The sequence below is a fragment of the Mesorhizobium sp. B2-3-4 genome (assembly GCF_006442315.1).
In the GTDB taxonomy this organism is placed as follows: Bacteria; Pseudomonadota; Alphaproteobacteria; order Rhizobiales; family Rhizobiaceae; genus Mesorhizobium.
In genome coordinates, this window is sequence record NZ_VFVY01000027.1 from 1 (window position 1) to 25,442 (window position 25,442).

13 protein-coding genes are annotated in these 25,442 nt (G+C 64.7%); 8 read left to right on the plus strand and 5 right to left on the minus strand.

Features of this window, described 5'->3' with window-relative positions; genetic code table 11:
* Window positions 1-73 precede the first annotated feature (73 nt).
* Window positions 74-559 carry a hypothetical protein gene (locus tag FJ967_RS29895; RefSeq protein ID WP_140735912.1) on the minus strand — a complete coding sequence of 162 codons (486 nt, stop codon included), beginning with the start codon at window positions 557-559 and terminating at the stop codon, window positions 74-76.
* A 221-nt stretch (window positions 560-780) separates the two neighbouring features.
* Between FJ967_RS29895 and FJ967_RS29900 the strand changes: the two genes are divergently transcribed.
* Together FJ967_RS29900 and FJ967_RS29905 are read left to right on the plus strand one after the other, a co-directional pair.
* Window positions 781-1,146: a RidA family protein gene (locus FJ967_RS29900; protein ID WP_127873603.1), complete on the plus strand. Its 366-nt coding sequence runs from the start codon at window positions 781-783 to the stop codon at window positions 1,144-1,146.
* 29 nt (window positions 1,147-1,175) lie between these two features.
* Window positions 1,176-2,408 carry an amidohydrolase/deacetylase family metallohydrolase gene (locus FJ967_RS29905; protein WP_140735913.1) on the plus strand — a complete coding sequence of 411 codons (1,233 nt, stop codon included), beginning with the start codon at window positions 1,176-1,178 and terminating at the stop codon, window positions 2,406-2,408.
* A gap of 126 nt (window positions 2,409-2,534) precedes the next feature.
* On the opposite strand, the gene FJ967_RS29910 is transcribed toward FJ967_RS29905, so the two are convergent.
* Both FJ967_RS29910 and FJ967_RS29915 read right to left on the minus strand, forming a co-directional pair.
* Window positions 2,535-4,322: an NAD(P)/FAD-dependent oxidoreductase gene (locus tag FJ967_RS29910; RefSeq protein WP_140735914.1), complete on the minus strand. Its 1,788-nt coding sequence runs from the start codon at window positions 4,320-4,322 to the stop codon at window positions 2,535-2,537.
* Between the two features lie 123 nt (window positions 4,323-4,445).
* Window positions 4,446-5,390: a MurR/RpiR family transcriptional regulator gene (locus FJ967_RS29915; protein ID WP_140735915.1), complete on the minus strand. Its 945-nt coding sequence runs from the start codon at window positions 5,388-5,390 to the stop codon at window positions 4,446-4,448.
* A 314-nt stretch (window positions 5,391-5,704) separates the two neighbouring features.
* On the opposite strand from FJ967_RS29915, the gene FJ967_RS29920 reads away from it, so the two are divergent.
* The 5 genes from FJ967_RS29920 to FJ967_RS29940 all read left to right on the plus strand — a co-directional run bounded on the left by FJ967_RS29920 (window position 5,705) and on the right by FJ967_RS29940 (window position 11,397).
* The gene (locus FJ967_RS29920; protein ID WP_140735916.1) at window positions 5,705-6,535 is read left to right on the plus strand and encodes an ABC transporter ATP-binding protein; all 831 of its coding nucleotides are present in this window, start codon (window positions 5,705-5,707) and stop codon (window positions 6,533-6,535) included.
* On the plus strand, window positions 6,532-7,374 hold the full coding sequence (locus FJ967_RS29925; RefSeq protein ID WP_140735917.1) for an ABC transporter permease: 843 nt from the start codon (window positions 6,532-6,534) through the stop codon (window positions 7,372-7,374). The genes FJ967_RS29920 and FJ967_RS29925 overlap by 4 nt, the downstream gene beginning before the upstream one ends.
* 68 nt (window positions 7,375-7,442) lie before the next feature.
* Entirely contained in the window at window positions 7,443-8,606 is a 1,164-nt protein-coding gene (locus tag FJ967_RS29930) for an ABC transporter substrate-binding protein (RefSeq protein ID WP_140735918.1), read from the plus strand.
* Window positions 8,607-8,681: 75 nt separating this feature from the next.
* Window positions 8,682-9,770 carry a Gfo/Idh/MocA family oxidoreductase gene (locus tag FJ967_RS29935; protein ID WP_140735919.1) on the plus strand — a complete coding sequence of 363 codons (1,089 nt, stop codon included), beginning with the start codon at window positions 8,682-8,684 and terminating at the stop codon, window positions 9,768-9,770.
* 190 nt (window positions 9,771-9,960) lie between these two features.
* Complete coding sequence (locus tag FJ967_RS29940; protein WP_140735920.1) at window positions 9,961-11,397, plus strand: amidase; 1,437 nt, start codon at window positions 9,961-9,963, stop codon at window positions 11,395-11,397.
* Between the two features lie 208 nt (window positions 11,398-11,605).
* On the opposite strand, the gene FJ967_RS29945 is transcribed toward FJ967_RS29940, so the two are convergent.
* On the minus strand, window positions 11,606-12,850 hold the full coding sequence (locus FJ967_RS29945; RefSeq protein WP_140735921.1) for a Xaa-Pro peptidase family protein: 1,245 nt from the start codon (window positions 12,848-12,850) through the stop codon (window positions 11,606-11,608).
* A gap of 71 nt (window positions 12,851-12,921) precedes the next feature.
* Window positions 12,922-13,428: an invasion associated locus B family protein gene (locus FJ967_RS29950; RefSeq protein WP_246675437.1), complete on the minus strand. Its 507-nt coding sequence runs from the start codon at window positions 13,426-13,428 to the stop codon at window positions 12,922-12,924.
* A gap of 348 nt (window positions 13,429-13,776) precedes the next feature.
* Here FJ967_RS29950 and FJ967_RS29955 point away from each other — a divergent pair, with 348 nt between their 5' ends.
* Window positions 13,777-25,416 carry a right-handed parallel beta-helix repeat-containing protein gene (locus FJ967_RS29955; RefSeq protein WP_246675438.1) on the plus strand — a complete coding sequence of 3,880 codons (11,640 nt, stop codon included), beginning with the start codon at window positions 13,777-13,779 and terminating at the stop codon, window positions 25,414-25,416.
* The last annotated feature ends 26 nt before the right edge of the window (window positions 25,417-25,442 follow it).

A 25,442-nucleotide genomic window follows, 5' to 3' on the forward strand; every position in this document is an offset into this window, starting at 1 on the left:
AACCATCGAGGCAGCCGAATGCAGGAACTATTTCGAAAACGCTGGTTACGTTTCCGTCAAAACATGAAACGCTCTAGGCCCCCAGCGGATAAGGCATGTAGCCGACAAAGCCCGCGATCTTCCAGTTCGCCCCGACCTTGCGGCAGAAATACAGCGTCTGCCATTTCAGCCGGTCGACGCTGCCATCGGCCTTGGCGACCGAACCGTCGAACTTCTTGTGCAGCACGGCGCGGTCGCCGTCGACATCGATGTCGCGCAGGTTGGTGACGCGAAACAGCGCCTCGCGCAGCGGCTCGGCGAATTTGGTCGCCGCCGTCTCCCTGGCCTGGCGCAGCCATTCGTCGCGATAGATCTCAAGCCTCGGGAACTGCAACCGCCAGGCATCGGCATTGGCAAGGAAATGCGCGTGCATGCCGAAGAAAGAGTCGGCGACGAAGTCGTTCTCGACCATCGACCAGTCCTGGCCGATGAAGGCGTCGATGTCGCGGCGCACCAGCATCTCCCACAGCTCGTGGCGGTCGGCGTCGCCTGTCGGAAACGGGTTCTTGTCGAAGGTCATTGTCGGGGTCTCCGGTGTCGCAAGGGCATCTGTCCGTCGTGGCGTCGAGCCCGTCCGGCAAGCGCGCACGATGCAAGCGCTTTTGTAATAAAGCAACACGGATTCCGAAGAATGTTGCTTTCCAACAAGGGCCTCTATCGGGATCGGCCCGATCGCGGTAAACCTCCTCGCAAACGGGTGCCGCCCTGGTGTCCCGCCACGCCGCCAGAGGAGGTCCTCCCTTGCCCAAGCAGACTTTTGGAACGTCCCATGTGCCGCTGTCGCCCGCCGTGCGGGCCGGCGATTTCGTCTTCATCTCGGGCCAGGTCCCGGTCGGCGGCGACGGCATCGTGGTCAAGGGCGGCATCACGGAACAGACCGAGCAGGTGCTCGCCAATGTGAAGGCCGCGCTGGCGCTCGCCGGCTGCACGATGGACGATGTGGTCAAGACCACCGTCTGGCTCGAGGACGCGCGCGACTTCGGCGCTTTCAACGCGGTCTATGCCAGGCATTTCCCGAAGAACCCGCCGGCCCGCACGACCGTCGAATCGCGGCTGATGATCGACATCAAGATCGAGGTCGAGGCCGTGGCGTACCGGCCGGCCTGACAGGCCAGATCACAAAGGCGGAGGCTGCCATGCAATTCGACCTCCTCGTGAAGGGCGGACGGCTGATCGATCCGGTGTCCGGCGTCGACGCGCTGCGCGATGTCGCCATCGCCAACGGCCGCGTCGCGGCAATCGACGCCGATATCCCCGCGGCCAGCGCCGCGCAAACGGTCCATGCGACAGGCTGCATCGTCGCGCCTGGACTGGTCGACCTGCACAGCCACGTCTATTGGGGCGGCACGTCGCTCGGCGTCGATGCCGACCGGCTGGCGGCCAAGAGCGGCACCACCACCTTCATCGACGCCGGCAGCGCGGGCGCCGGCAATTTCCTCGGTTTCCGCCGCCATGTCATGGAGCGCTCGAAGGTGCGCATCCTGGCCTATGTCAACATTTCCTTCGCCGGCATTTTCGGCTTCTCGCAGACGGTCTCGGTCGGCGAATGCGGCGATCTCAGGCTGTGCGAGCCGCGCGAGGTGGTGGCGGCGGCGCGCGAGCACGCCGATGTTGTCGTCGGCGTCAAGGTGCGCTCGGGCAAGCATGCCGGCGGCACCAGCGGCATCGCGCCGGTCGATCTGGCGCTGGAGGCCGCCGACAGAGCCGGCCTGCCGCTGATGGCGCATATCGACGAGCCGCCGCCCGGGCGCTCGGAAGTGCTGCCGCGCCTGCGCCGTGGCGACATCCTCACCCATTGCTTCCGGCCGTTCCCCAACGCGCCGGTCTTCGCCTCCGGCATGGTGCGGCCCGACATGCGGCTGGCGCGCGAGCGCGGCGTCATCTTCGACCTCGGCCACGGCATGGGCTCGTTCGATTTCGACGTCGCACGCGCCATGCTGGCCGAAGGCCTGGCGCCGGACGTCATTTCGAGCGACGTGCATCTCTACTGCGTCGACGGGCCGGCCTTCGACATACTGGTCTGCATGTCGAAGCTGATGGCGCTCGGCATGCCGCTGGTCGAGGTGCTGCGCGCCGCGACGCAAGCGCCGGCGCAAGCGATCGCGCGGCCCGATCTCGGCACGCTGGCGGTCGGCACGGTGGGCGACGTCGCCGTGCTGCGCCAGCGGTCGGGCCGCTTCACCTTTATCGACGCGGTCGGCGCCTCGCTCACCGCCGACCAGCGGCTGGTGTCGGAAGGCATCGTCATCGGCGGCACCTGGTGGCCGAACGAGGCGGCCGACCACGACGAGACCGAGCGTTTCGAAGCGCATGCCGACCATACGCATGTCGAGGTGGCTGCCCGGCATTTCGGGCACCGGCATGAGTGATTAGTCATCTATCGGGTGATACGGAGATCCGCGGTAGGCAGGGTTGTAGCTGTCTGCGGCGGCACATTTTGTAACCGCCTTCCCCCACTCCGTCGCTGCGAAGCCGAGACGGAGTGGAGGTCGACCTTACCCCGAATTGCTCGGCTTCCCATAAACCGGCGTCGCAATCCGTTCCATCCGTGCCTTGATCTGCAGCGCCACATACTTCGAATAGAAGCGCGACAGGGCCAGATTGCCGCCATGGAACCAGAGCGCCTCCTGCGCCGTCGGCTTCCACATGTTGCGCAATTCACCCTGCCACGGGCCGGGGTCGCCCTTGACGCCGGAGCCGAGGCCCCAGCACGGGCCGACCTTGTCGGCGACCTCGCGCGAGACGAGCGCGGCGACATTCTCGTTCATCGACTGGTAGCCGGTGCAGGCGACGATGGCGTCGGCCTCCAGCTCGCTGCCGTCCTCGAACAGGATGCCTTTGGCCGTCAGCGCCTTGATCGGCACGCCGCTGCGGATTCCGATCTTGCCGTCGATGATCAGGTCGGAGGCGCCGACATCGATGTAATAGCCCGAGCCGGTGCGGTAGGCCTTCATCAGCAGGCCGGTCTCGTCGTCGCCGAAATCGAGCGCGAAGCCCGACGCGGCGAGCCGCTCGTAGAAATCGGCGTCGCGGGCGCGGATGACGTCGTAGAGCGCGCGCTGGCCCTTGGGCACCAGCGCGAACGGCGTCGAGGCGACGATCATGTCGGCCTTCTCGGTGGTGATGCCGCGCGCCAGCGCGTCTTCCGAGAAAATCTCGAAGCCGACCTGCATCAGCGTGTCGGATTTGACCACGGTGGTCGGTGAGCGCTGGACCATGGTGACGTCGGCGCCGCTTTCCCAGAGATCGACGCAGACATCATGGCCCGAGCTTGCCGCGCCGACAACGGCGACCTTTTTGCCGCGGTACTTCTCGCCGCTCGCATACTGGCTGGAATGCAGCAGCTCGCCCTTGAAATCGCCGGCGCCGGGCAGCTCGATCCTGCGCGGCGGGCCGTAGGCGCCGGTGGCGAAGACGACGTGCTTCGGCTTCAGCGTGATGCGCTGGCCGACGCGGTCGACCACCACGGTCCAGACTTTCTCCGCCTCGTCATAGCTGGCGCTGAGGCATTTGGTGGCGACCCAGTAATTCAGCTCCATGACGCGCGTGTACATTTCCAGCCAGTCGCCCATCTTGTCCTTGGGCGTGAAAACAGGCCAGTTGTCCGGGAACGGGATGTAGGGCAGATGGTCGTACCAGACCGGGTCGTGCAGCACGAGGGTGCGGTAGCGGTTGCGCCAGGAATCGCCCGGCCGCGCATTCTTCTCGATGACGATGGTCGGCACGCCGAGCTGCCGCAGGCGTGCGCCCAGCATGATGCCGCCCTGGCCGCCGCCGATGACCAGGCAATAGGGCTGCTCCGTAGCGCCGAGATCACGCGTCTCGCGCGCCCGCGCCTCAGACCAGGTCTCGCGCTCCGGGTCGGCCTTGTGGCGCACGCCGAGCGGTCTTTTCGCACCCTTGCGCTCCTCGAACCCCTTGAGGTCGGTCATCGCCGTGAACAAGGTGCGGCAGCGGCCATCGCGCAGCCGCATGATGCCTTGGCCCGACGCCACCGCGGTCTCGAAGGCGAACCAGGCTTCGATCGTGCCGTCGTCCGAGGTCGCCTCGCCGGTGAGCTGCCATGCGGTTGGCTTGGTGGTCGCCAGCGTTGACTTGAGCATGGCGGCGATGGCTTCGCGGCCTTCCATGGTGGTGACGTTCCAGGTGAAGGTCAGAAGATCGCGCCAGTAGCAGTCGTCGGCGAACAGGTTGGCCGCACCGGTCCCATCGCCGGTTTCGAGCGCATGCGCAAAGGACGCGAGCCATGCGGTTGCCTGCTTCGTTGGTGCCATGTCGAGCATTTCTTCCCCTCTTGCTGCATGCGCCCCGATTTGCATCGGGACAGTAAAACCATCGAGCCCGGCGCCGCCCTTCATCCGCTACGCGGACCACCTCTCACCTCCCCGTGAACGGGGAGAGGGGAGCTAATCCCCCAGCGGCTCCATCTCCTTGCCCGTGCGGTGGATCTGGGCGTTGTACTTGATGCGGCGCACCGTCTCGCGCGCCGGGCCGTCGAGCTTGTAGGCCGAGGCCACCGCAAGCAGGTCGATCATCGCCAGGAAGGCATAGCGAGAGGCGGTCGGCTTCAGCGTGTCGGGATATTCTGATACCGCAACCGTCAGCCTGACGTCGCAGGCGCGGGCGAGCTCGGTGTCGGGGGCCGTCACGGCGATCGCGTTGGCGTGGTAGTGCTTGGCGAGTTCGACGGCTTCGATCACCTCGCGCGTGCGGCCGGTCGCCGAGATGGCGATGACGAGATCGCCGGGCTTCAGCGTCGAGGCGGTCATGCGCATCAGATAGGGGTCGCATTGGGCGCTGATCGAGATGCCGTAGCGAAACAGCCGGTACTGGGTTTCCTGCGCCAGCGCCGAGGAGCTGCCGCCGAGTCCGAACACCGTGACCTGACGCGCCCGGGCGATGAGCTCGGCCGCTTTCTCCAGCTCGCCCGGATCGAGCTGCCGCTCGGCCTCCTGCAGCGCCCGGCGCGCCTCGCCGAACACCGCGTTCCAGTACGGCATGCCGGCATCGCCCTGCCTGCCCGGCGACGTGTCCAGATAGAGCGCGCCGACGACGAGGCTCTGCGCCAGCTTCAGCTTGAAGTCGCGCACGCCCTCGCAGCCGATGGCGCGGCAGAAACGGGTGACCGTCGGCTCGCTGACGCCGGCGCGCTGGGCCAGTGCCGCGTTGGAGGCATCGACGGCGTATTTGACATCGTCGAGCACGACATCGGCGACACGGCGCTCGGCCGGACGCAATTCGCCGTAGGAATCCTTCACCAGCGAAATGATGTCGGGAATGCGCCGGACAGGCTCGCCGCCGGCTCCTTCCTCGTCGGCGATCGGATGTCCCCGGCTGGCAGCTTCGGTCATGAAGTCGGTCTTTCCTAGCCCGTTTTCGACCTGACCTCTTACCATGTTTGCACGCTGTCGTTCCATGCGTCCGGCGCTGCTGCAACCGCTGCGTGCCGCAAGGGCAGCGGCGTGTGCGCCTGTCCAACTATGTAGGAAAGCAACACGGATTTCAAGGTAAAGAAAGCGCCATAAAAACAACACATTAAATCAAAACCGCGGTTTTCGTGGTACGCTTACCAATGCCGGCGCTTGACAGCAAAGTAGGATAGTTACACACTGATTTCCGGCAGTCTGATGACCTATTGGATCATCACGCAATCTCCGAGGGGCGGATGAACGCGGGCGATATCACAACGCCGAAGCTTGGCGTGCAGGCGGCGACCAAGATCTATCACACGGCATCCGGCGACCTCTTGGCGCTGGACCGCTGCAGCCTCGACGTCAAAACCAACGAAATCGTCTCCATCGTCGGCCCGTCCGGCTGCGGCAAGACCACGCTGTTGTGGTCGATGTCGGGGCTGCACGGCCTGACCAGCGGTGAGATCCGGCTCGATGGCAAGGCAATTACCGGGCCGCATCCCGATATCGGCATCGTCTTCCAGGAAGCCAATCTCCTGCCGTGGCGCAATCTCGACGCCAACATCCGCTTCCCCTTCGAGATCAAGGGCGAGAAGCCCGATCGCGCCTGGATCGCGCATCTCCTGAACCGCGTCGGGCTCGACGGCTTCGGCGGCAAGTTCCCGCGCGAGCTTTCGGGCGGCATGCAGCAGCGCGCGGCGATCGTGCGCGCCCTGGCGCTGAAGCCCTCCGTGCTCTTGATGGACGAACCGTTCGGCGCGCTGGACAGCTTTACCCGGGAAGAGATGAACCGGCTGGTCGAGGAGATCTGGCTCGACACCAAGACCACCATCGTCTTCATCACCCACTCGATCGAGGAAGCTATTTTTCTCTCGGACCGGGTGGTGGTTCTGAGCGCGCGGCCGGGTCGCGTCGCGAAGGAGTACCGCGTGCCGTTCCCTCGCCCGCGCTCGCTGGAGATCATGGCGACACGCGAGGTGTTCGACCTCACCAACCGGATCAAGATGGATATCGTTGGCGAGCGCGCCACGCCGAAGGCTGAACAGCAGCGCACCAGCGCCGAGATCGTGAGGATCAGGCCATGAGCGACGCCATTCCGGAATTCTCGAAGGCCAAGTCGGGAGACGGGCAGGACGTCAGCCTGACCAACCTTTCCGCCTTCGCCAGCGGGCCCGGCATCCAGTCGGGCAAGGAGGTCGCCGCCATCGTCGCGGTGGCGGTGATCGTCATCGGCGGCATTGAGCTGGCGCTGCGGCTGTTCCACGTGCCGCTCTACATCATGCCGCCGCCGAGCTCGATCGCCTATGCGCTGTTCGACGAGTTCCCGCTGATCGCGCCGCATCTCGGCTACACGCTGGTCGAGCTCTTGTCCGGCTTTGCCATCGGCGCCGCCGTCGGCCTGGTGCTGGCCGCCGTCATCACCCAGTTCCCGTTCGCGGAAAAGATTGTCGCGCCCTACATATTGCTGCTGGTCACCACGCCGATGCTGGCGCTGGTGCCGCTGCTCATCCTGCGCTTCGGCTTCGGCTATACGCCGCGCATCATCGCGGTGGCGCTGGCCGCCGGGCCGATGGTGATGATCAACGCCGCCACCGGCTTTCGCCGCGTCGACAGCGCCAAGATCGCGCTGGCGCGCTCCTACGGCGCCAGCACGCTGCAGATCTTCTGGAAGATCCGTGCGCCGATGGCGCTGCCGATGATCCTGGTCGGGCTGATGATCGGCGCGATCTTCGGCCTGCTCACTGCCGTGGGCGCCGAAATGGTCGGCGGCGGTTTCGGCCTCGGCAACCGGCTGACGACCTATTCGTCCATGATCCAGATGCCGCAATTCTTCGCCGTGGTGCTGATCCTGTCGATGCTCGGCATCCTGATCTACGTGCTGTTCTTCCTGATCGGCAAGAAATGGGCGAGCTGGGAGGCATAAGCAAAGCAATGCCGACGCCCGGGAAGGGGGCGGCAACAGACCGACGTCAAACAAAAAAGGGGAAAACGATGACCAAAGACAATTTCGTTCGCCAGGCGGGGATGAGCCGCCGCTATTTCCTGCAGGTGACCGGCGCCGGCCTGGTGACGGCGACCGCACTTGGCGCCAGCGGCCTGAAAGCGCGGGCCGAGGCCTATGGAAAATTCACCTGGATCTCGCCACGCGGCACGCTCGAAGTGCTCGACGACTATCCCTACTGGGCGGCCAAGAAGGCCGGCTATTTCGACGGGCTCGACACCGACATGCAGCCGGGACCGTCCGACGGCACGGCGACGGTGAAGTTCGTCGATGTCGGGCAGGCCGATATGGGCTTTCCCTCGCCCGGCGTGTTCTCCTTCGCCATCCAGAACGGCATGAAGCTGAAGTCGGTGTTCCACATGGGCGCCCGCGACACGTTCTCCATCGCCTTCCGCAAGGGCGAGGGCTCGAACGACCTGAAGAAACTCGAAGGCAAGACCATCCTGCTCGGCTCCGCCGCCTGGCAGTCGATCACCGATCCGCTGCTGGCCGCGCAAGGCGTCGACATCAAGAAGGTCAAGTATGTCGAAGCCGGATGGCCGACCTGGGGCACGGCGCTCGCCGGCGGCCAGGGCGACGCGGCTCTGTCATGGGAAGGCCTGCGCGCCGAATGGATCGCCAAGGGGCTCGACTTCGAATACTGGCTCGGCGTGAAGAATTCGAAGCTGCCGGCCAATACTTTCGTCGTGCGCGCCGCCGATCTCGCCGATCCCGACAAGAAGGCATTCCTGGAAAAATATCTGCGCGGCTGGGCGATGGGGCTGGAATTCGGCTACCAGAACCCGCGCGCGGCCGTAGAGGCGGTGTTCGAGCAATTCCCGACGCTGGCCAAGAATCTCGGACCCGAGCTTGGCACCACCTCGATCCTGCAGCAGATCAACGTTTTCCGTGGCGACATGGACAAGCGCGGCGGCTGGGGCTCGCATGACATGACGAGCTGGCAGGGCTTCTTCGACGAGATCCACAAGATCGGCCAGATCACCAGTCCGGTGAAGGCCGAGGATGTCTGCACCAACGACCTGATCCCGGCGGCCAACGACTTCGACAAGGCCAGGGTGAAGGCAGATGCCGACAGCGCCAAACTCTCGGAAGGCTTTGCCGCGCTCGATGTCGAGAAGATCAAGGCGCATCTGTTCGATTCGGCGGTGAAGTAAGAACCGCCGGCAGAAAAATCGGGCGGCGACAGGGTTGCCGCCCGCACTTCATTGGAAAAAGCATGGGAGGCTGATGTGGCCGACAAGGTAAGAGTGCTGGTGGTGGGTCTTGGCAATATGGGCGCGTCGCATGCCAGCGCCTATCATCGCTCGGAAGGGTTCGAGATCGTCGGCATCATGAGCCGCTCGATCAAGAGCAGCAAGAAGATCCCGGCCGAGCTTTCCGGCTATCCGCTCTATGAGGATTTCGACCTGGCGCTGCGGGAGACGAAACCGGACGCCGTCTCGATCAACAGCTGGCCGAACACGCATGCCGAATACGCGCTGAAGGCTATCGCCGCCAATTGCCATGTGTTCATGGAAAAGCCGCTCGCCACCAACATCGAGGATGCCGAGAAGGTCGTGGCGGCGGCGCGGGCGAAGAACCGCAAGCTGGTGCTCGGCTACATCCTGCGCGTCCATCCGTCCTGGGTGAAGTTCATCGAGGTCGGCAAGACGCTGGGCAAGCCGCTGGTGATGCGCCTCAACCTCAACCAGCAGAGTAGCGGCAGCGCCTGGCACTGGCACAAGAACCTGATCGACTCGCTGATCCCGATCGTCGATTGCGGCGTCCACTATGTCGACGTCATGTGTCAGCTGACCGGCGCCAAGCCGGTGCGCGTGCACGGCATCGGCGCGAAATTGTGGGCCGAGGCCGACAAGCAGAATTACGGCCATCTGCACGTCACCTTCGATGACGGCTCGGTCGGCTGGTACGAGGCCGGCTGGGGGCCGATGATGAGCGAGACGGCCTACTTCGTGAAGGACGTGGTCGGGCCGAAGGGCGCGGTGTCGATCGTCGCCGGCCAGGCCGCCAGCACGGCATCGGAAGCCGAGGTCTCGAATTCGGCCGATATCGACCGGCACACCAAGACCGATGCGCTGAAGATCCATTATGCCGCCGTCGACGGCGACAAGAATTTCAAGAAGCCGGACGAGATCGTCAGCATGGAAGACGAGCCCGGCCATCAGGAACTGTGCGACCGCGAGCAGGCCTTCTTCCTGCGCGCCATCCGCGAGGACCTCGATTTGACCGAACAGATGGATGCCGCGGTCAACAGCCTGCGCATCGTGCTGGCCGCCGAACAGAGCATCGAGTTGGGGCGGACGGTGGAGCTGGCCTGACGCAATCCGGCCGCTGGCGCTGGAGACGGCGCCGGCAGCGCAGGAGTTTCTCCCTTCTCCCCGTCCCTATACGGGGAGAAGGTGCCGGCAGGCGGATGAGGCGCAGCGCTTACCTTTGCAATCGGCCGGTGGCGATGGCTCGCGCATTCCTAGGCGCGGCGGCGAGAGCATGGAAATTTGGGAGAGAGACATGGTCACCGACAGTCTGCTGAAAACCTATACGGAGTCCGACGCGCTGGCTCTCGCCGACCTCGTGCATCGCGGCGAGGTTTCGCCGGCCGAGCTGGTCGAGGCGGCGGTCACCGTCATCGAAAGCGTGAATCCGGCGCTCAACGCCGTCATCCACCGGCTCTACGACATGGCGCGCGCGCAGGCCGCGACCGTCGACAGATCGGCACCCTTTGCCGGCGTACCATTCCTGCTCAAGGAGCTGGCCTCGTCCTGGACCGGGGCGCCCAACACCAATTCCTCCTTCTACCTGAAAGACGTCGTCGCCGATTTCGACATGGAGGTGGTCCGCCGCATGAAGGCGGCGGGGCTGGTGCTGGTCGGCAAGTCGAACGCGCCCGAAAACGGCTGGTCGATCACGACGGAACCGAAGCTTTACGGCACGACCAGGAATCCCTGGAAGGACGGCGTCACGCCCGGCGGGTCGAGCGGCGGCGCGGCGGCGGCCATCGCCTCGCGCATGGTGCCGATCGCGGAGGCCAGCGACGGCGCCGGGTCGATCCGCATTCCCGCTTCCTGCTGCGGCATTGTCGGGCTGAAGCCGTCGCGTGGCCGTGTCAGCCTGGCGCCGTTCGGCGACTATTGGTATGGCGGCGCCTACTTCCTGTGCTGCTCGCGCACGGTGCGCGACACGGCCGCCTATCTCGACGCGGTCGCCGGCGCGCTGCCTGGCGATCCCTATACGCCGCCGGTGCCGGACGGCTCCTGGCTCAGCCTGTCGGCGCGAGCGCCGAAACGGTTGCGCGTCGGCTTCACCGTCACGCCGCCCAACGGCACGGCGATCGATCCGGAGGTGAAGGCGGCGGTGCTGGCAACGGTGGCGGCGCTCGAGCGGCTCGGCCACCATGTCGAGGAGCACGACATGCCGCTCGACGCCAACGGGGTGTGGACAACCTACACCAACATGACCTGCGTGCAGACGGCGGCGACATTCGACTATCTGGAAACGGTGATGGGCCGTCCCGTAACGCCCGGGGACGTCGAGGCGGTGACCTGGGCGATCATCGAGCGCGGCCGCGCCACCAGCGGCACCAGGCACATTTCCGATGTCGAACAGCTCCGGCAGGTCGGCCGCGACATCGTCGGCGACCTCAATGCCTATGATCTCTTCGTCACGCCGACCCTGACGCAACTGCCGCGCCCGTTCGGCTATTACGACATGTCGGAGACCGATATCGACCGCTACAACGCCAAATGGACGGATGCCGTCTTTGCCTTCCCCTTCAACATTTCAGGCCAGCCGGCGATCTCGCTGCCGCTGGGATGGTCGAAAGGCGGCGTGCCGATCGGCGTACAGCTGGTCGGCCGCTACGGCGACGAGGCGACGGTGCTGGCGGCGTCGGCGCAGCTGGAGCAGGCAATGCCCTGGAAGGACCGGCGGCCGCCGGTGCGTGGGTAGGATGCGCTGATATTCAGATGATGCCGGCCTGCAAGCGGCGGTTCCCTGCGCTTCCGGTGCTCACGTACTTTAAGTACGCTCCGCTCCGGTTCTCGGGAACCACCGCTTTCGGCGCGGCCTGACCTGAATCTCAACACATCCTGTGGCGCGTCGTCCAAGAACGCGCCGCAGCTTCGGTGCCGACATACGCGAGCACAGATTGCTCCATTTACCCGATCCTCTCCAGCCGCCTCGGCAGCCGGTTCATCGCAACCGGTCCATCCGGCGTGATCAGGAACTGGTCCTCGAGATTGAAGCTGGCGAGGCCGTCGATATAGAGCGGGATCTCGAAGGCCAGCACCATGCCGGCCTCGATCACGACGTCGCTGTCCTGGCAGATGAACGGCCATTGCTCGGAAAAAACCGACTGGCCGACGCCATGGCCGAAATGACCGCGACGGTAGGAGCGCAGCCCTTGCCGCGCCAGGCTGTCGGTGGCGATGCGATGGACATGGCCAAGCGTGTTGCCCGCGACAAGCTCGGCCAGGCCAGCCTCGAAAGCACGCTCTGCGATGGCGTGCAGCTCCGCCTGGTCGGCCGAGGGCGGCCCGAAGGTAAAATTGCGCGACATGTCGGAGGCGTAGAAGCCGACCGTGCAGACCATGTCGCATTTCAGCGGATCGCCCGACATGGCCCTGGCATCGGCGCCTTTGGCCCGGGCGCCGAGCGTCACATATTCGGCCGTGGCCACCGAATGCGACAGCCCGGCCGCCGCCGCCGCGACGCCCTGCCGGTAGAGCGCGACGAGATCGGCCTGGCGCATGCCGGCCATGGCATCGACCTGCAGCCGTTCCAGGCCGGCTTCCGACAGGAGGATGCCTTGCCGCAGCAGGTCGATCTCGCGCGGCGACTTGACGGCGCGAAGCCGGTCGAGCACCGGTGAGCCGTCCACCATCGGGCAATCCGGCAGCAGTGCCTGGAGCGCCGCAAAGTCGGCGGCGGGAATAAAATCGAGGTCGACGCCGAGGGGCGCGCGCTCCAGCCCGAAATCGGCGAGCATCGCCCGCAACTGGCGCGCCGAGCCGGCGAGGTCGAAGGTGGCGGGACGTGAGAAATCCGGCACGCGGGCGAGCGAAGCCAGGCCAGCCTCGATACGTTGCGCCAGGGGAGACCCGGCGGGTCCGGTCCCGACCGGCGCCGATTCGATCCAGACCGGGTGCGTCAGCACAACCGCTTCGGGAGCGGCGATGCGCAGTTGGGCGGCGTTGAAGTCGGCGACGACGATGCCGATCGGCAAATCCTGCCTGGCGGGGATGACGACGAAGCCGGCGCCGGCGCGCCGGAACAGGCCGGCCGGGCCGATCGACGCGCCTGTCGCATAGTGGAAGGCTTCGGGCGCGCAGAGCACGAGCGCCGCGAGGCCGGCGCGTTGCATCAGCCCGGCGGCGCGCTGGCGGTCGACAAAGCCGGTCATGAGATGTCTCCGTATGCGTGGGGCTGGCAACGGAGCATTGCGGGCGCCGACAATCAAGCGGCCGGCAAGGGCTACTTGATCGATTCCAGCTTGGCGAGCGCGGCGGTGAAGCCGGCCAGCGACACCGGGATGGTGACCGGCTTGCGGGTGACCGATTCCATGCCGATGTTGAGATTGGTGCCCGACTTCATCGCCTTGACCAGTTCCGGCGACAGCGGCGTGGCGGCATAGGCGCCGTTCTGGTCGCTGGTCTGGATGGCGATGACCGTCTTCTGACCCTGGTCGATCTGATAGCTGGCGCCGGACGGCAGGAACAGGCCATGCGGCAAGGCGAGCAGCATGGCGAGACTGCCATCGGCGTTGTCGCGGCGCACCGTCACGGTCAGCACGCGCTGTCCCGTCTTGGCCTCCGTCAGGTTCTGCGATAGCTGGCACTGAAGCTCGGTGCCCGCCGAGCCGCTCGAGCAATTCACCGCCCAGGGATTGGAGTCGGCGGGACTGGGCTTGGATTCCTTGGCCTGGGCGGCCTTGGAGTCCTCGGCAAAGGCGGCTCCGGCGACGGACAAGATCAGCCACAAGGCGCCGAATCCGGCGGCCAGGTATTTTCTATTAGCTTTTACTAAAATGGATGTCATGTCTTTCCGTGCCCCTCGGCTTTCCTGCCCCGTACATGTATTCTCGCCGACAAGCTCTTGATACTACACCGGGAACTGTTGCGAAAGTCGGGCTTGCGCAAGGCAGTCGGCAAAGTTACTGTGTCCATCCTGCCACACATAAGAACTTTAGCAGGCAACAACTGAGTTCGAAGCAATAAGGGCTCGCTATACAATAGAATTCGCGTAAAAATTCGTACACGCGGGACGTGCAAGTCCCAGAAGGACTCGCCAGGGATGGGAACTACCGAGAAGTCTCGGCAAGTTGGTGAGATGGCAGCGCGTGGGGAGGGTTTCCACGTGCGCGCCGGCTATCGCCGTTCGAGCATTGCAAGGCATTTGTGGAAGACGACGGCGCTGACGTCGCTGGCGCTGGCCCTTTCGGGCGCTGCCGCCTATGGCGACGACGCCGGGCTCTGGCAGCCGCAGGTGCGGGCCATCATCGGCGCCGACAACAATGGCGGCAACGCCGCGCTCGAAGGCTTCATCCCGATCAAGCAGACCGCCGAATCGGTGCTGTTCCTGGATGTGCGTGCCAAGCACGATTTCAAGGACGCCTTCGGCCAGGATATCGGCCTCGGCATCCGCCGCATCGTCAATCCGGACCTGATGCTGGGCGGCTACGCCTATTTCAACGCCGAGAACTACAACAGCACCCAGTTCAGCGCCGCCACGCTGGGCGTCGAGGCGATCACGCCGAATTTCGACGCGCATGTGAACGTCTTCGTGCCGATCAAGGGCGATTCGACAGATCATTCCGCCTCTTCGACCCTGTCGATGGTCTCGAACCAGCTGATCGAGCAGATCTCGGTGCTCGACCATCGCGATTACGCGGCCTGGGGCATCGAGGGAGAGGTCGGCGCCAAGGTGCCGCTCCCCCTGCCCGACAAGCATTCGCTGCGGCTGGACATTGGCGGCTATCATTTCGAGGATCCGCACGGCGATGACGGCAGCGTCACCGGCGCCAAGGCCGGCATCGAATATGAGATCGGCGACGTCTTCGGCACGGGAACGTCGCTGACCTTCACCGGCGAAGTGCGCAACGACAACCGCGACGACACCCAGTTCGCCGGCAGCGTGCGGCTGAACATCCCGTTCAATCCCGGCGGCGGCTCGGACACCACCGCGGCCATCGGGGCGGATCCGGTCTATCCGGTCAGCGAAGGCCTGCGCAAGCGTGTCAACGAGCGCGTGCGCGGCGATATCGGCGTGCGCATCCAGAGCCAGGAGCTGACCGGCGGCTCGACCACCCGCGTCGCCATCAACGCGGCCACCAATGCCGCGTTCGGCAAGTTCTACTATGCCGACGGCACGAACAACGCGACCGGCACCGGCACGCTGGTCGATCCGACAACGCTCGACAATGCCGTCGGCCAGGCCGGCAATGGCGGCTTCATCGTCGCCCTGGGTGGCAAGGGCGACATCACAACGGACGGCGTGACGCTGGCCACGGGCCAGACCGTCATCGGCGGCGGCCAGAGCGTCACCGCGAAACTGTTCGGCGGCGGCACCGCCACCTTCAACCTCGGCGGCAGCGACGGCACGATCCACGGCACCAACGTCGCCAACAACGTAATAAAGCTAGGCACCGGCAACACGCTCAACGGCATCACCATCACCGGCGGCGGCGACGGCATTTTCGGCGACGGTGTCGCCGGCACGAAGCTGACCAACGTCACCGTAACGCATGTCGGCGGCGACGGTATCTCCGGCAACAATCTCACCAACACGACGCTGACCAATGTCACGGTAACGGACGCTGGTGGCAACGGCGCCGCGTTCACCGGCAATTCGAGCAATGTCAGCGCGTCCAATTTCACCGCGACCGGCAACGGCCTCGACGGCCTGCACATCGAAGACGACGGCACCTACAATTTCACCGGCACGACATTGCTGCAGGGCAATCTCGACGACGGCCTGGATATCACGGGCAAGGGCACCTACACCTTCGCCATCGTCAATGCCCAGAACAATACCGACCGCGGCATCACCGTGCAGGGCACGGCGGTCGGCGGCAGCTTCACCACCACCGGCGGTACGGTGTCGGGCAATGGCGGCATGGCCGTCTTCATCGACCCGATCACTGCCCATGTGGTGCTGGATTCGATCAGCCAGACCGGCGGCACGCAGGGTGTCCATCTCGATCAGGTTTCCGGCAGTTTCACCGTCAATGGTGCGACCACGATTTCGAACACGAGCGGGCCGTCCATCAGCGTTTCGGATTCGCCGGCGACGGTCCGCTTCGGCGATATCGCCATCACCAATCCCGGCAATGACGCCATAGCGTTCAATGGCGTCAATGCAGCCGTGATCGCAGGTAACATCGTTATTTCCGGCCTGGGTGTCGGTACCGGCCTCGACTTCTCTGACAGCCGTACGAATTTCACCGCGCAGTCGCTCAACATCACCGGCACGGGTGCTGCCGGCTCGATCGGCATCGATCTTTCCTCGCCGACCATAGGCGCGCCGGCCACGATCATCATCACCAATGGCGGAACGATTTCGGGTGTCGATACCGGCGTGCGGCTGGGCATTGCGGGCTCGCTCGCCCATTCGGCCAATGCCGAATTCACCTTTGGCGGCACCAACAGTTCCATCACCGGTGTTACCGCTTCGCTCGACGCGCGCGGGCTCAGCGAGCTCAGTGGCCACTACGCTTTTGGCGAGACGGAGTTTTTCGGGCCACAGCTCTACGATCAACGCAATTACATCTTCGTCGCGGCCGGGGCCTCAGGCGGCGGCACATCGATCACCGATCTCGCCTCGATCGACTATGCCGATGGCATTACCGACAGCGACGCCATCATCGTGCTGGTCAACCGCGGCATAATCGACGACACCACCGGCTTCTCGCTGAGCGCCGGACAGGAACTGGCCTCTTTCGGCAACGGACGCACGTTCTCGCTCGGCGGCGTGCCGATGAATGTCACCGGCACCAATGTCCATCACGACGAGTCGATCTCGGATTCCCAAGGCGCCGCCACGCTTACCAGTTCCGGCGGCGGCGACGTCTTGACCCTGGCGAACGACACCAGCCTCTACGACTTCAACATTTCGGGCGGCACCGGCAACGGCATCCATGGCAGCGGCGTCAGCAATGTAACGATCTCCGGGGTGAGTGTCTCGGGAGCCGGTCTCAACGGTGTGCTCTTCGATGGCACCAACACGGTGTCCGGCAGCAATCTCAGTTCGACCGGAAACGGCGGCGCCGGCCTGTCCATCCAGGGCGCCGGCACCTATGCCTTCGGCGGCACGACGACGCTGTCGAGCAACACCGGCGACGGCCTGCGGATCAACGGCAACGGGACCTACGGCTTCGGCACGCTCAATGCCGACGAAAATGGCGGCAGCGGCGTCAACGCCACCTCGACGGGTGCCGGCATGTTGTCGACAACGGGCGGGGCCTTGTTCAACAACGCCACATCCACTTTCTCGGCGACGAATATCGGGCTCGGCGTCACGTTGAACAGTATCGGCCAGACGGGCGGTACGACCGGCATCAGCCTTTCGGGCGTCACGGGCGCCTTCAGCGTCACCGGCGCGACGACGATCGTCAGCACCACGGGCGACGGAATTTCGATCAGCGGCAGCGCGGCGACGGTCGGGTTCAGCGGCGACGTGTTCCTCACCCAACCGCTCGGCCACGGCATCGCGCTCAACGGCAATTCCGGCGCCGTCAGCTTCGGCTACGCCGAGGTCGACCAGTCGGGCCTCAGCAGCATCTTCGTCACCAACAACACCGGCCCGGTCAGTTTCGGCAGCGTCACGATCGTGGGCTCGGCCGAGGACGGTTTCGATGTCGCGGGCAATGCGGGTTCGGTTACGGTCTCAGGCACCACCAACGTCATCATGGGCGATGCGGACGGCAAGGCCGGCATCAACTTCAGCGGCGTCAATGCGGACGTGTCGTTCGGCACGACCAACGTGACGCTGGGCGCCGGCGCCAACCAGACCGGTATCGACTTCAGCGGCTCCACCACGACGGCCGATTTCGGCGTCACGACGATCATCGGCTCCGGCGACATCACGTCGCGTGGCATCGACCTGTCGTCGACGCAGGGCAACAAGACCATCACCTTCCTGCGCGGCTCCAGCATCAGCAATGTCGGCATCGGCGTCGACCTATCGTCCGGTCTCAGCACGGCGACCACGGCCAACGCCAACTTCACCTTCGGCGACGGCAACGCCGCCGACGGGCTGCAATCCTCCATCAGCGGCATTGTCTACACCGTCAACACGGTCGGGCTCGACCCGACGAAGGGCAATTACGATTTCACCGACGTCTTCTTCACCGGCAACGCCAATCTGGCGATGGCGGCCGTCGGGACGATCATGATCTCGCAAAATGGCGGCGTCATCGCCGCCGGCACGAACGGGCTCACCGCCGATGTCGTCACGATCACGGCGGCCGATGCCGATGCCATGACGACCAGCGGCCTGACCTTTGCCTTCGTCGGCACCGTCGACCTCAGCAGCACGCCGTTCACGCTCGATGCGGGACAGTCGATCGTCGGTTTCGGCAATGGCGCCTCGCTGACCACGGCGGGCACCATCCAGCCGGTCAACGTCCAGGGCAATCTCGGCGCGACGGGCGCCACCGTCTCGGGCGACGAAGGCGTGGTGAAGAGCACCGGCGGCGATACGCTGCACATGCTCGGCAGCAACCAGGTGAAGGACACTGCTTTTGATTTCACCGGCGGCAGCGGCTCGGTCTTCACCGTCGATTCGAGCGCGGCGAGCTTCGACAACAGCGGCGGCACCGTCATCAACGGCGTCACGGTCAGCAACGTCGCCGTCGGCCAGACAGCGTTCAAGCTCGACGGCACCACAGGCACGATCGGCAATGTGTCGATCACCAACAACAACATCAACGTCGCCGGCACGCTGCTCGACTCCAATGGCGGCGCCGGCGATATCACGGTCACGCGCGGCAACCTGCCCAACAGCGGGCCGGCCGGCACGCTGACCGGCGGCGGCATCTCGATCGCCAACCATACCGGCGGCACGGTCAAGTTCACCGACGACGTGACGATCGGCGGCAACGGTGTGACGCTCACCAACAACACCGGCGCCACGATCACCTTTGCCGATCTGGATATCACCACCAAAGGGTCGACTGCGTTCACCGCCACCGGCGGCGGCACGGTCAATGTCGCGACAGGCACGATCAATGCCACCTCGGCACAGGCGGTGGCACTCGACGGCATCGTGGCCGGCACGACGGCCGCCGATGGCATCCATTTCGCCTCGACCAGCGCGACCTTCATCTCCGGCACCGGCATCGACCTGCAGAACCTGAAAGGCACGGCGGATTTCGGCACCGGCACGCTGACCAACACCGGGTCCGGCACGTCCTTCAATGTCGGCTCGGCGAGCGCCGCCAGCGGCGGCAATGCCGATATTTCCTATGGCGGCACCATCGCCACCAACGGGTCGGGCGCCGCGGTCTCGATCCAGGGCATGACCGGTGGCTCGGTGACGCTGTCGGGCGACCTTACCGACAACAACGCGGCCGAGGGCGGCAACATCGTCGTCGCTGGCAATGATTCGGCCGCCATCGCGTTCTCGGGCTCGAGCAAGGTCATCAGTTCGGGCGCGACGGACGGCGTGAGCCTGGGTATCGTCGGCAATTACCCCACGGGCGTCCCGGCACTCAATACAAACAGCACGGTCGACTTCACCAATGGCGGCCTTGATGTATCGACGACGACCGGGACGAGCTTCGTCGCAATTGGCGATTTAGGCCCGGCTGACGCAACCTCCACCGTCATTACCGTCACCGGCGCCGGCAACACGATCAATTCGGGCAGTGACGGGCTTGTGGTGCTTGGTGCCAATGTCGGCAGCGCCGGCGTTACCTTCGACAGCATCTCGGCTGTGTCCAGGACCCCGGCTTTTGTCGGCGATCCCGGCGGTGCCGGCGTGACGCTGTCGGGCGCCAATCTTGTCGGCGATATCAACATCGGCGGCCTGAGGGACACCGGATACCTCGGCGCCTCGCTGTCGGCCCTGAGCGGCGCAGGGAAGGTCAATTTCACGGGGACGATCGATCTCGACGTCAGCTATGCCGGGTTCGACATCGGCGGCCCCGAGGTCGGCACCGTAAACATCGCCAATGTCGCGGGATCGACCCTGACCATCGATGGCGGCCAGTACGGCATCATCCAGACCTCCCAGGGCGGGACAGTCAACGTCGGCGTCGCCGGCAGCGCCAGCATCACGAACACCACCGTTGCCGCCCTCAGCCTCGGCGGCGGCAATGACCTGGCCTTTACCACGCTGAACTACAATGGTTCGGTCACGATCGCGGCAGGCGCGGTGTTGAGCGCCAGCGGCGACGGCACCCGTCTCAACATGAGCGGTTCAATCAATTCCACCACGGCATCGACGGCCTTCAACTTCGTCGGCCATGCCGATGGCATATACAATATTTCGAGCAGCATCGATCACAGCGGCGGCACAGGCGTCTCGATCGGCGGCTCGGCCAACGGCACGGTCACCTTCTCCGGCACGTCGAAGAAATTCAACACCGGCGCCAACGATGCCGTCGTCAAGGCCCCCGCATATGTGCCGGACCCGCAGACCAAGGGCACGCTCAACTTCACCAATGGCGGCCTTGTCATCACCACCACCGGCGGCACCGGCTTCACCGCCAGCACCTTCGGTCCGGGAACGGTCAGCGTCACCGGCGACGGCAACACCATCACCACCACCAACGGCGGCACGGCTCTGAAGCTTGGCGACGCGACGGCGGTCTTGCCCGGGGCGACAGGCGCGACGGTCGGCGTGGATGGCATCAAGTTCGATACGATTTCGGCCAATGGCGCGGCGATCGGCATCTCGCTCAACGATGTCGCCGGCGGGACCCTCGATCTTGGTGTGGTCAACTTGCTGGGCATCACTGGCGCCAACGCGCGCGGTGTTGACATCTCCGGAACATTCGGCGCGACGTTGAGTTTCGACAGCCTGAACATCGTCATGGCGGCCACCGCCACCAACGCCATCGGCCTCGACCTCAATGGCGCGGCGCTCGGCGCGAGCGCCATCACCGCCGGCGATTTCGACGTCGACGGCGGCAACTCCACCGGCTCGCTCGGCATCGACATGGCCGGCACTACCGGCACGGGCACGATCCAGCTCGGCGATACCAATACGGCCGACAATCCCGGTGACCCGTTCTCGACGATCAAGAATGTCGCACGGGGCGTCCAGTTCTCCAGCGCCACCGACGCCAGGCTGGTGTTCGGCGATGGCGCGGGTCCGGCGGCATCCTTGATCTCCACCTTCGGCAATGGCCGGGTCATCGACGCCACCGACAGCCTGCCGGCCAATGGCGATTACAACTTCAACGACGTCAACTTCTCGGGCGACACGTCGAACCTGTCGCCGGTCAAGCTTTTTTATATCGACGCCGCCGGCAACACGTCGGGCCTCGGCGATGGCAGTTTCCTCAATCCGGGCAGCGTCGCCCAGGCGGAATTGTCGAGTGCCAATGTCTTCGTGCTGGTCGACAAGAACAGCGGCGGCACCGAGACCATCGACCTCGGCAGCGGCTCGTTCGACCTCAAGGACGGGCAGGCGCTGATTTCTTTCAAGAACGGCGATGCGGCGATCGATGTCTCGCAGCTCGGCGTCGACACCGGCAGCGGCGCTTCGGCGGCGTTCCATTTCACCACCATCCAGGCTTCGACGGTTGTTTCGAACCCCGGCGGCCTCGATACCTCGAGCCCGATCCTGGCCAGCAGCGGCGCCGCCGCGACGATCAACCTGCCGACAACCGGCGTCGGCACGATCACCGCCGGTGTTCAGAATGTGACGGTGATAAACAACGGCAGCGGCGCCGGCATCCTTGCGAATGCCGGGTCCGCATCCAACTTCGTGATCCGGAACAACAACATCACCGCCGGCGGCAATGCGCTTAACTTCTCTTCAAGCGGTGTAACCGCCGATACGCTTCTCGCCTCGATCGACGGCAACACCTTCCAGTCGACCGGATCGGGATTCGGGGCGGCCTTCTTCGGTACGACCGTCGATGCGGACCACAATACATCGGCTATCAGGTCTTTTGCTAACAATACAGTGATCGGTGGCGCCAACAGCGGTGGTATCGTCTTCAATGGCGTGCGTTTCGACGCGGACGGCGCCGGTGGCACCGTCAATGCCGGCACGCTTACGGTCGGCACGCCAGGCGCGCGCGTCCAGGGCTTTGGCATCAACTTCACCGCCACCAGCGGCACGCTTGATCTTGGCACCTTCAACGTTGCCAACGACGGCCAGACCGGCGTCCTCGTCAACACCAAGCTAGTGAGCACCAATTTCACGCTGAACAGCAGCGGCGGCTCGGTCGACACGACGAACGGCGCCGCTTTCGATCTCGACCCCCTGACCGTCAACATGACGATCGGCAGCGTCACCGCCACCGGCGGCGCCAGCGGCATCATCTTCGACGGTGTCGCCGGCACCTTCACGGTTAACGGCGCCACGAACATCTCCGGCACATCCGGTTATGGCATCAACGCGACAGGCATCGCCAATACCGGCACCTTCAACTTCAACACGGTGACGGTGGACAACAGCGGCGTCGGAGTGACGGGCGGCGGCGTCAGCGTGGCCAGCGGCACGTTCAATGCCGCCGGTCTCGTCAACATCGACACGACGAGCGGCGTTGGCGTTCTGGGCGGAGGCGCGCTCAACTTCAACGGCGGCGCGACGATCGACACCACGACAGGCACCGGCATCGCCGCGGGGAGCGGCTCGTTAAGCATCAGCGCCACCGGCGGCAGCGAGGTGAATTCGACCGGCGGCATCGCCATCAACATGACCAGCGTCAACGCCAACATCGCGCTGAACTCGACGACGTCGGGCGGCGGCGTCTTCAACGTCGCCATGAGCGATGTCACCGGCACCGTCAATCTCGGCACCGGCGCGCTGAGCGGTGCTTTGGGCACGTCGTTCCTCGTCAGCGGCGGCAACGCGGTCGTCAGCTATGCCGGTACGATCACGCAAGCCACGGCCGCCCAGCGCATGATCTCGATCTCCAACACGACCGGCGGCTCGGTCAGTCTAACCACCGCCGTGGCCAACGGGCTCAACAATTCGGCAGCGGACGGCACCGGCATCCTGATCGACGGCGCCGCCGGCAACGTCACCATCGCCAATGCCAGCCTGACCGGCGCGCGCGGCATCACCATCCTGGGCGATACAGCCAACCACGCCACCGGCACTTACACTTTCAACAATGTCGCCATCGACACCGGCATCGGCGCGACCAACCATGCCTTCGTGGTCGACGGCGACCAGGGCACGCCCGGCAACAATTTCGTCTCCGCCACCATCAACCTGAACAATGTCGACATCACCAATCCGGGCGGCAACGTCGCCAACATCCAAGGCATGGGCGGCGGCTCGGTCACCTTCGACGCGGCCAGCACGATCACGCGCAACGACAGCGGCCTGGGCCTCCTCGTCACCAGCAATGCCGGCGGCACCATCACCTTCGGCGGTACGACGAAGACGCTGACCACCGGCACCAACACCGCCGTCACCTTGAGCAACAACACCAATACTACGATCGACTTCAGCAATGGCGGGCTGGCGATCAACACCTCCTCCGGCATCGGCTTCAGCGCCACCGGCGGCGGCACCATCGACGTCACCGGCAGCGGCAACAGCATCCAGACGGCGGGCGGCCAGATCCTGAACTGGAACGGCGTGGCCGTCGGCGCCAGTGGCGCCACCTTCACCTCGCTGCAGTCGACCGCTGCGGTCACCAACCTCGACGCGATCAACCTGACCAATGTCAGCGGCGGCACCTTCAACGGCGGCGCGGTGAGCGTTGCCGGTACCACCACCAGCGGCGACGGCATCGAGATCAACGGCTCCAGCGCGACATTCAACTTCGCGTCCGCCACGATCGCGGCGACGGCTGGAAACGGCATCCTGCTCAGCGGCGCCAACGGCGCGGTGACCTTCACGACGGTGACGATCGACAACACGGCGCTGGCCGGCATCAGGATCGACAGCAACACCAACGCGGTCGCCGTGAACGGCGGCTCGATCGGCGCCACCAACGACCCGACCGGCATAGGCGTCGACATCAATGGCGGCACCGGCAACGTCACCATCGCGGCATCGGTCAAGAAGACCACGGATGGCAACATCGTCGAAGTCAGTGGCCGCACCGCCGGAACCGTCACGCTCAGCGGCAGCCTCAGCGCCACCGGCGGCTTTGACAACGGCATCGACGTCAACGGCAATTCCGGCACCGCGGTTATCAATTTCAGCAATACCAGCAAGGTCCTGAACACCGGAACCCATACCGCCGTCAGCCTGGTCGGTAACACCAACGCGACCATCAACTTCACCGGCGGCGGGCTGGATATCGACACCAGCAGCGGCATCGGATTCAGCGCCACCGGCGGCGGTACGGTGACTGTGCAGGATACCCTCAACACGATCAATTCGACAACCGGCACGGCGCTCAACGTCGTCAACACCACGATTGGCGCGTCGGGCCTGACCTTCAGGAGCATTTCGTCCAGCGGCGCTGCCAACGGCATCGTCCTCAACAACACGGGCACCAGCGGCGGCCTGTCTGTGACCGGCGATGGCGGCGGAACGAACAACGGGTCGGGCGGCACAATCCAGGCTTCGACCGGCGATGCAATCAGCCTCACCAACACGCAGGACGTCCATCTCGCCTATATGAACATCACTAACAATCTGGGCGATGGCATCGGCGGCTCGAGCATCAATGGCTTCGTGCTGAACCGGCTAAACATCTCTGGCAACGGCAACGATGCCGCGACCGACGAATCCGGCATCAACATAACGGAACTGACCGGAACGGCCTCGAACGGCGCGCATGCAACGTCGATCAGCAATTCGGTGATCAGCAACAACAACGAATTCGAGATCCAGATCTCGAACTCCACCGGCACGCTGACCAACCTGCAACTTGTCAACAACACGATTTCGGCCAACGGGCTGGCGATCAACGGCAATGCCTCCTCGCCACACGGCAACCTCGTCAACTTCCTTGGCACGGGGTCGTCCACGATGGGCCTCACGGTGACTGGAGGTTCATTCACCGGGAATACCGTTTCAGACCCGACCCATGTAATTACGGGAACCGGCGTCTTTGGCAATTCCGGCGGCACCAGCATGACGGTGAACGTTTCGGGAGCAACCTTCACCAACAACAATGCCGGCGTCGACGTGTCCACTGACCCGGCTGCGACTTCTCTTACCTTCGACATCGAGGGCAACACGTTCATCGGCCAGCGTTCGACCGCCATCAACCATTTCGACAATGGGAACGCACCCTTCACCAGAACGGTCAACGGCACTATCAAGAACAACATCATCGGCAACGACGCAGTCGCCAATTCCGGCTCGGCTATAGGCAATGGCATCAGCATCCAGAACGAGGGTGCCGTCAACGGCAAGTATTTGATCACCGGCAATACGATCTCCCAGATCGCCACGGCTGCTGGCATCAGCGTCAATGTCGGCCTTGGTGGCTCGGCTACGGGCGGCGGCGAGACCGATGTCACGGTCACCAACAATGTGATCCAGCATATCAATGGCAATCGCGGGATCATCATCCAGGACAACCAAGTCACCGATATCGCCAACCCGCCGGGCGCTGGGCCGTTCCCGACTATCTGGGCCAATGTTCAGGGCAATTCGTTCGCAAGCATTGCCGGCGCGGCCGGCAATGGCCAGTATGTGCGCTTCAAACAGTCCTTCGGCATCTTCAAGGTGACGCAGTCAGCCGCAACTGCCGGGGCAATCGCCGGCGAACTCGATGACGCGAACGGCATTAACGACCCGACTAAATTCAACATCAGCGGCACCGTGTCTTATAGTCAGGGCGCCGCACCCTTGCCGACTACCAACCCTCTGCCTTGATCGGGCTGAATTGGCTCGGCGACGTT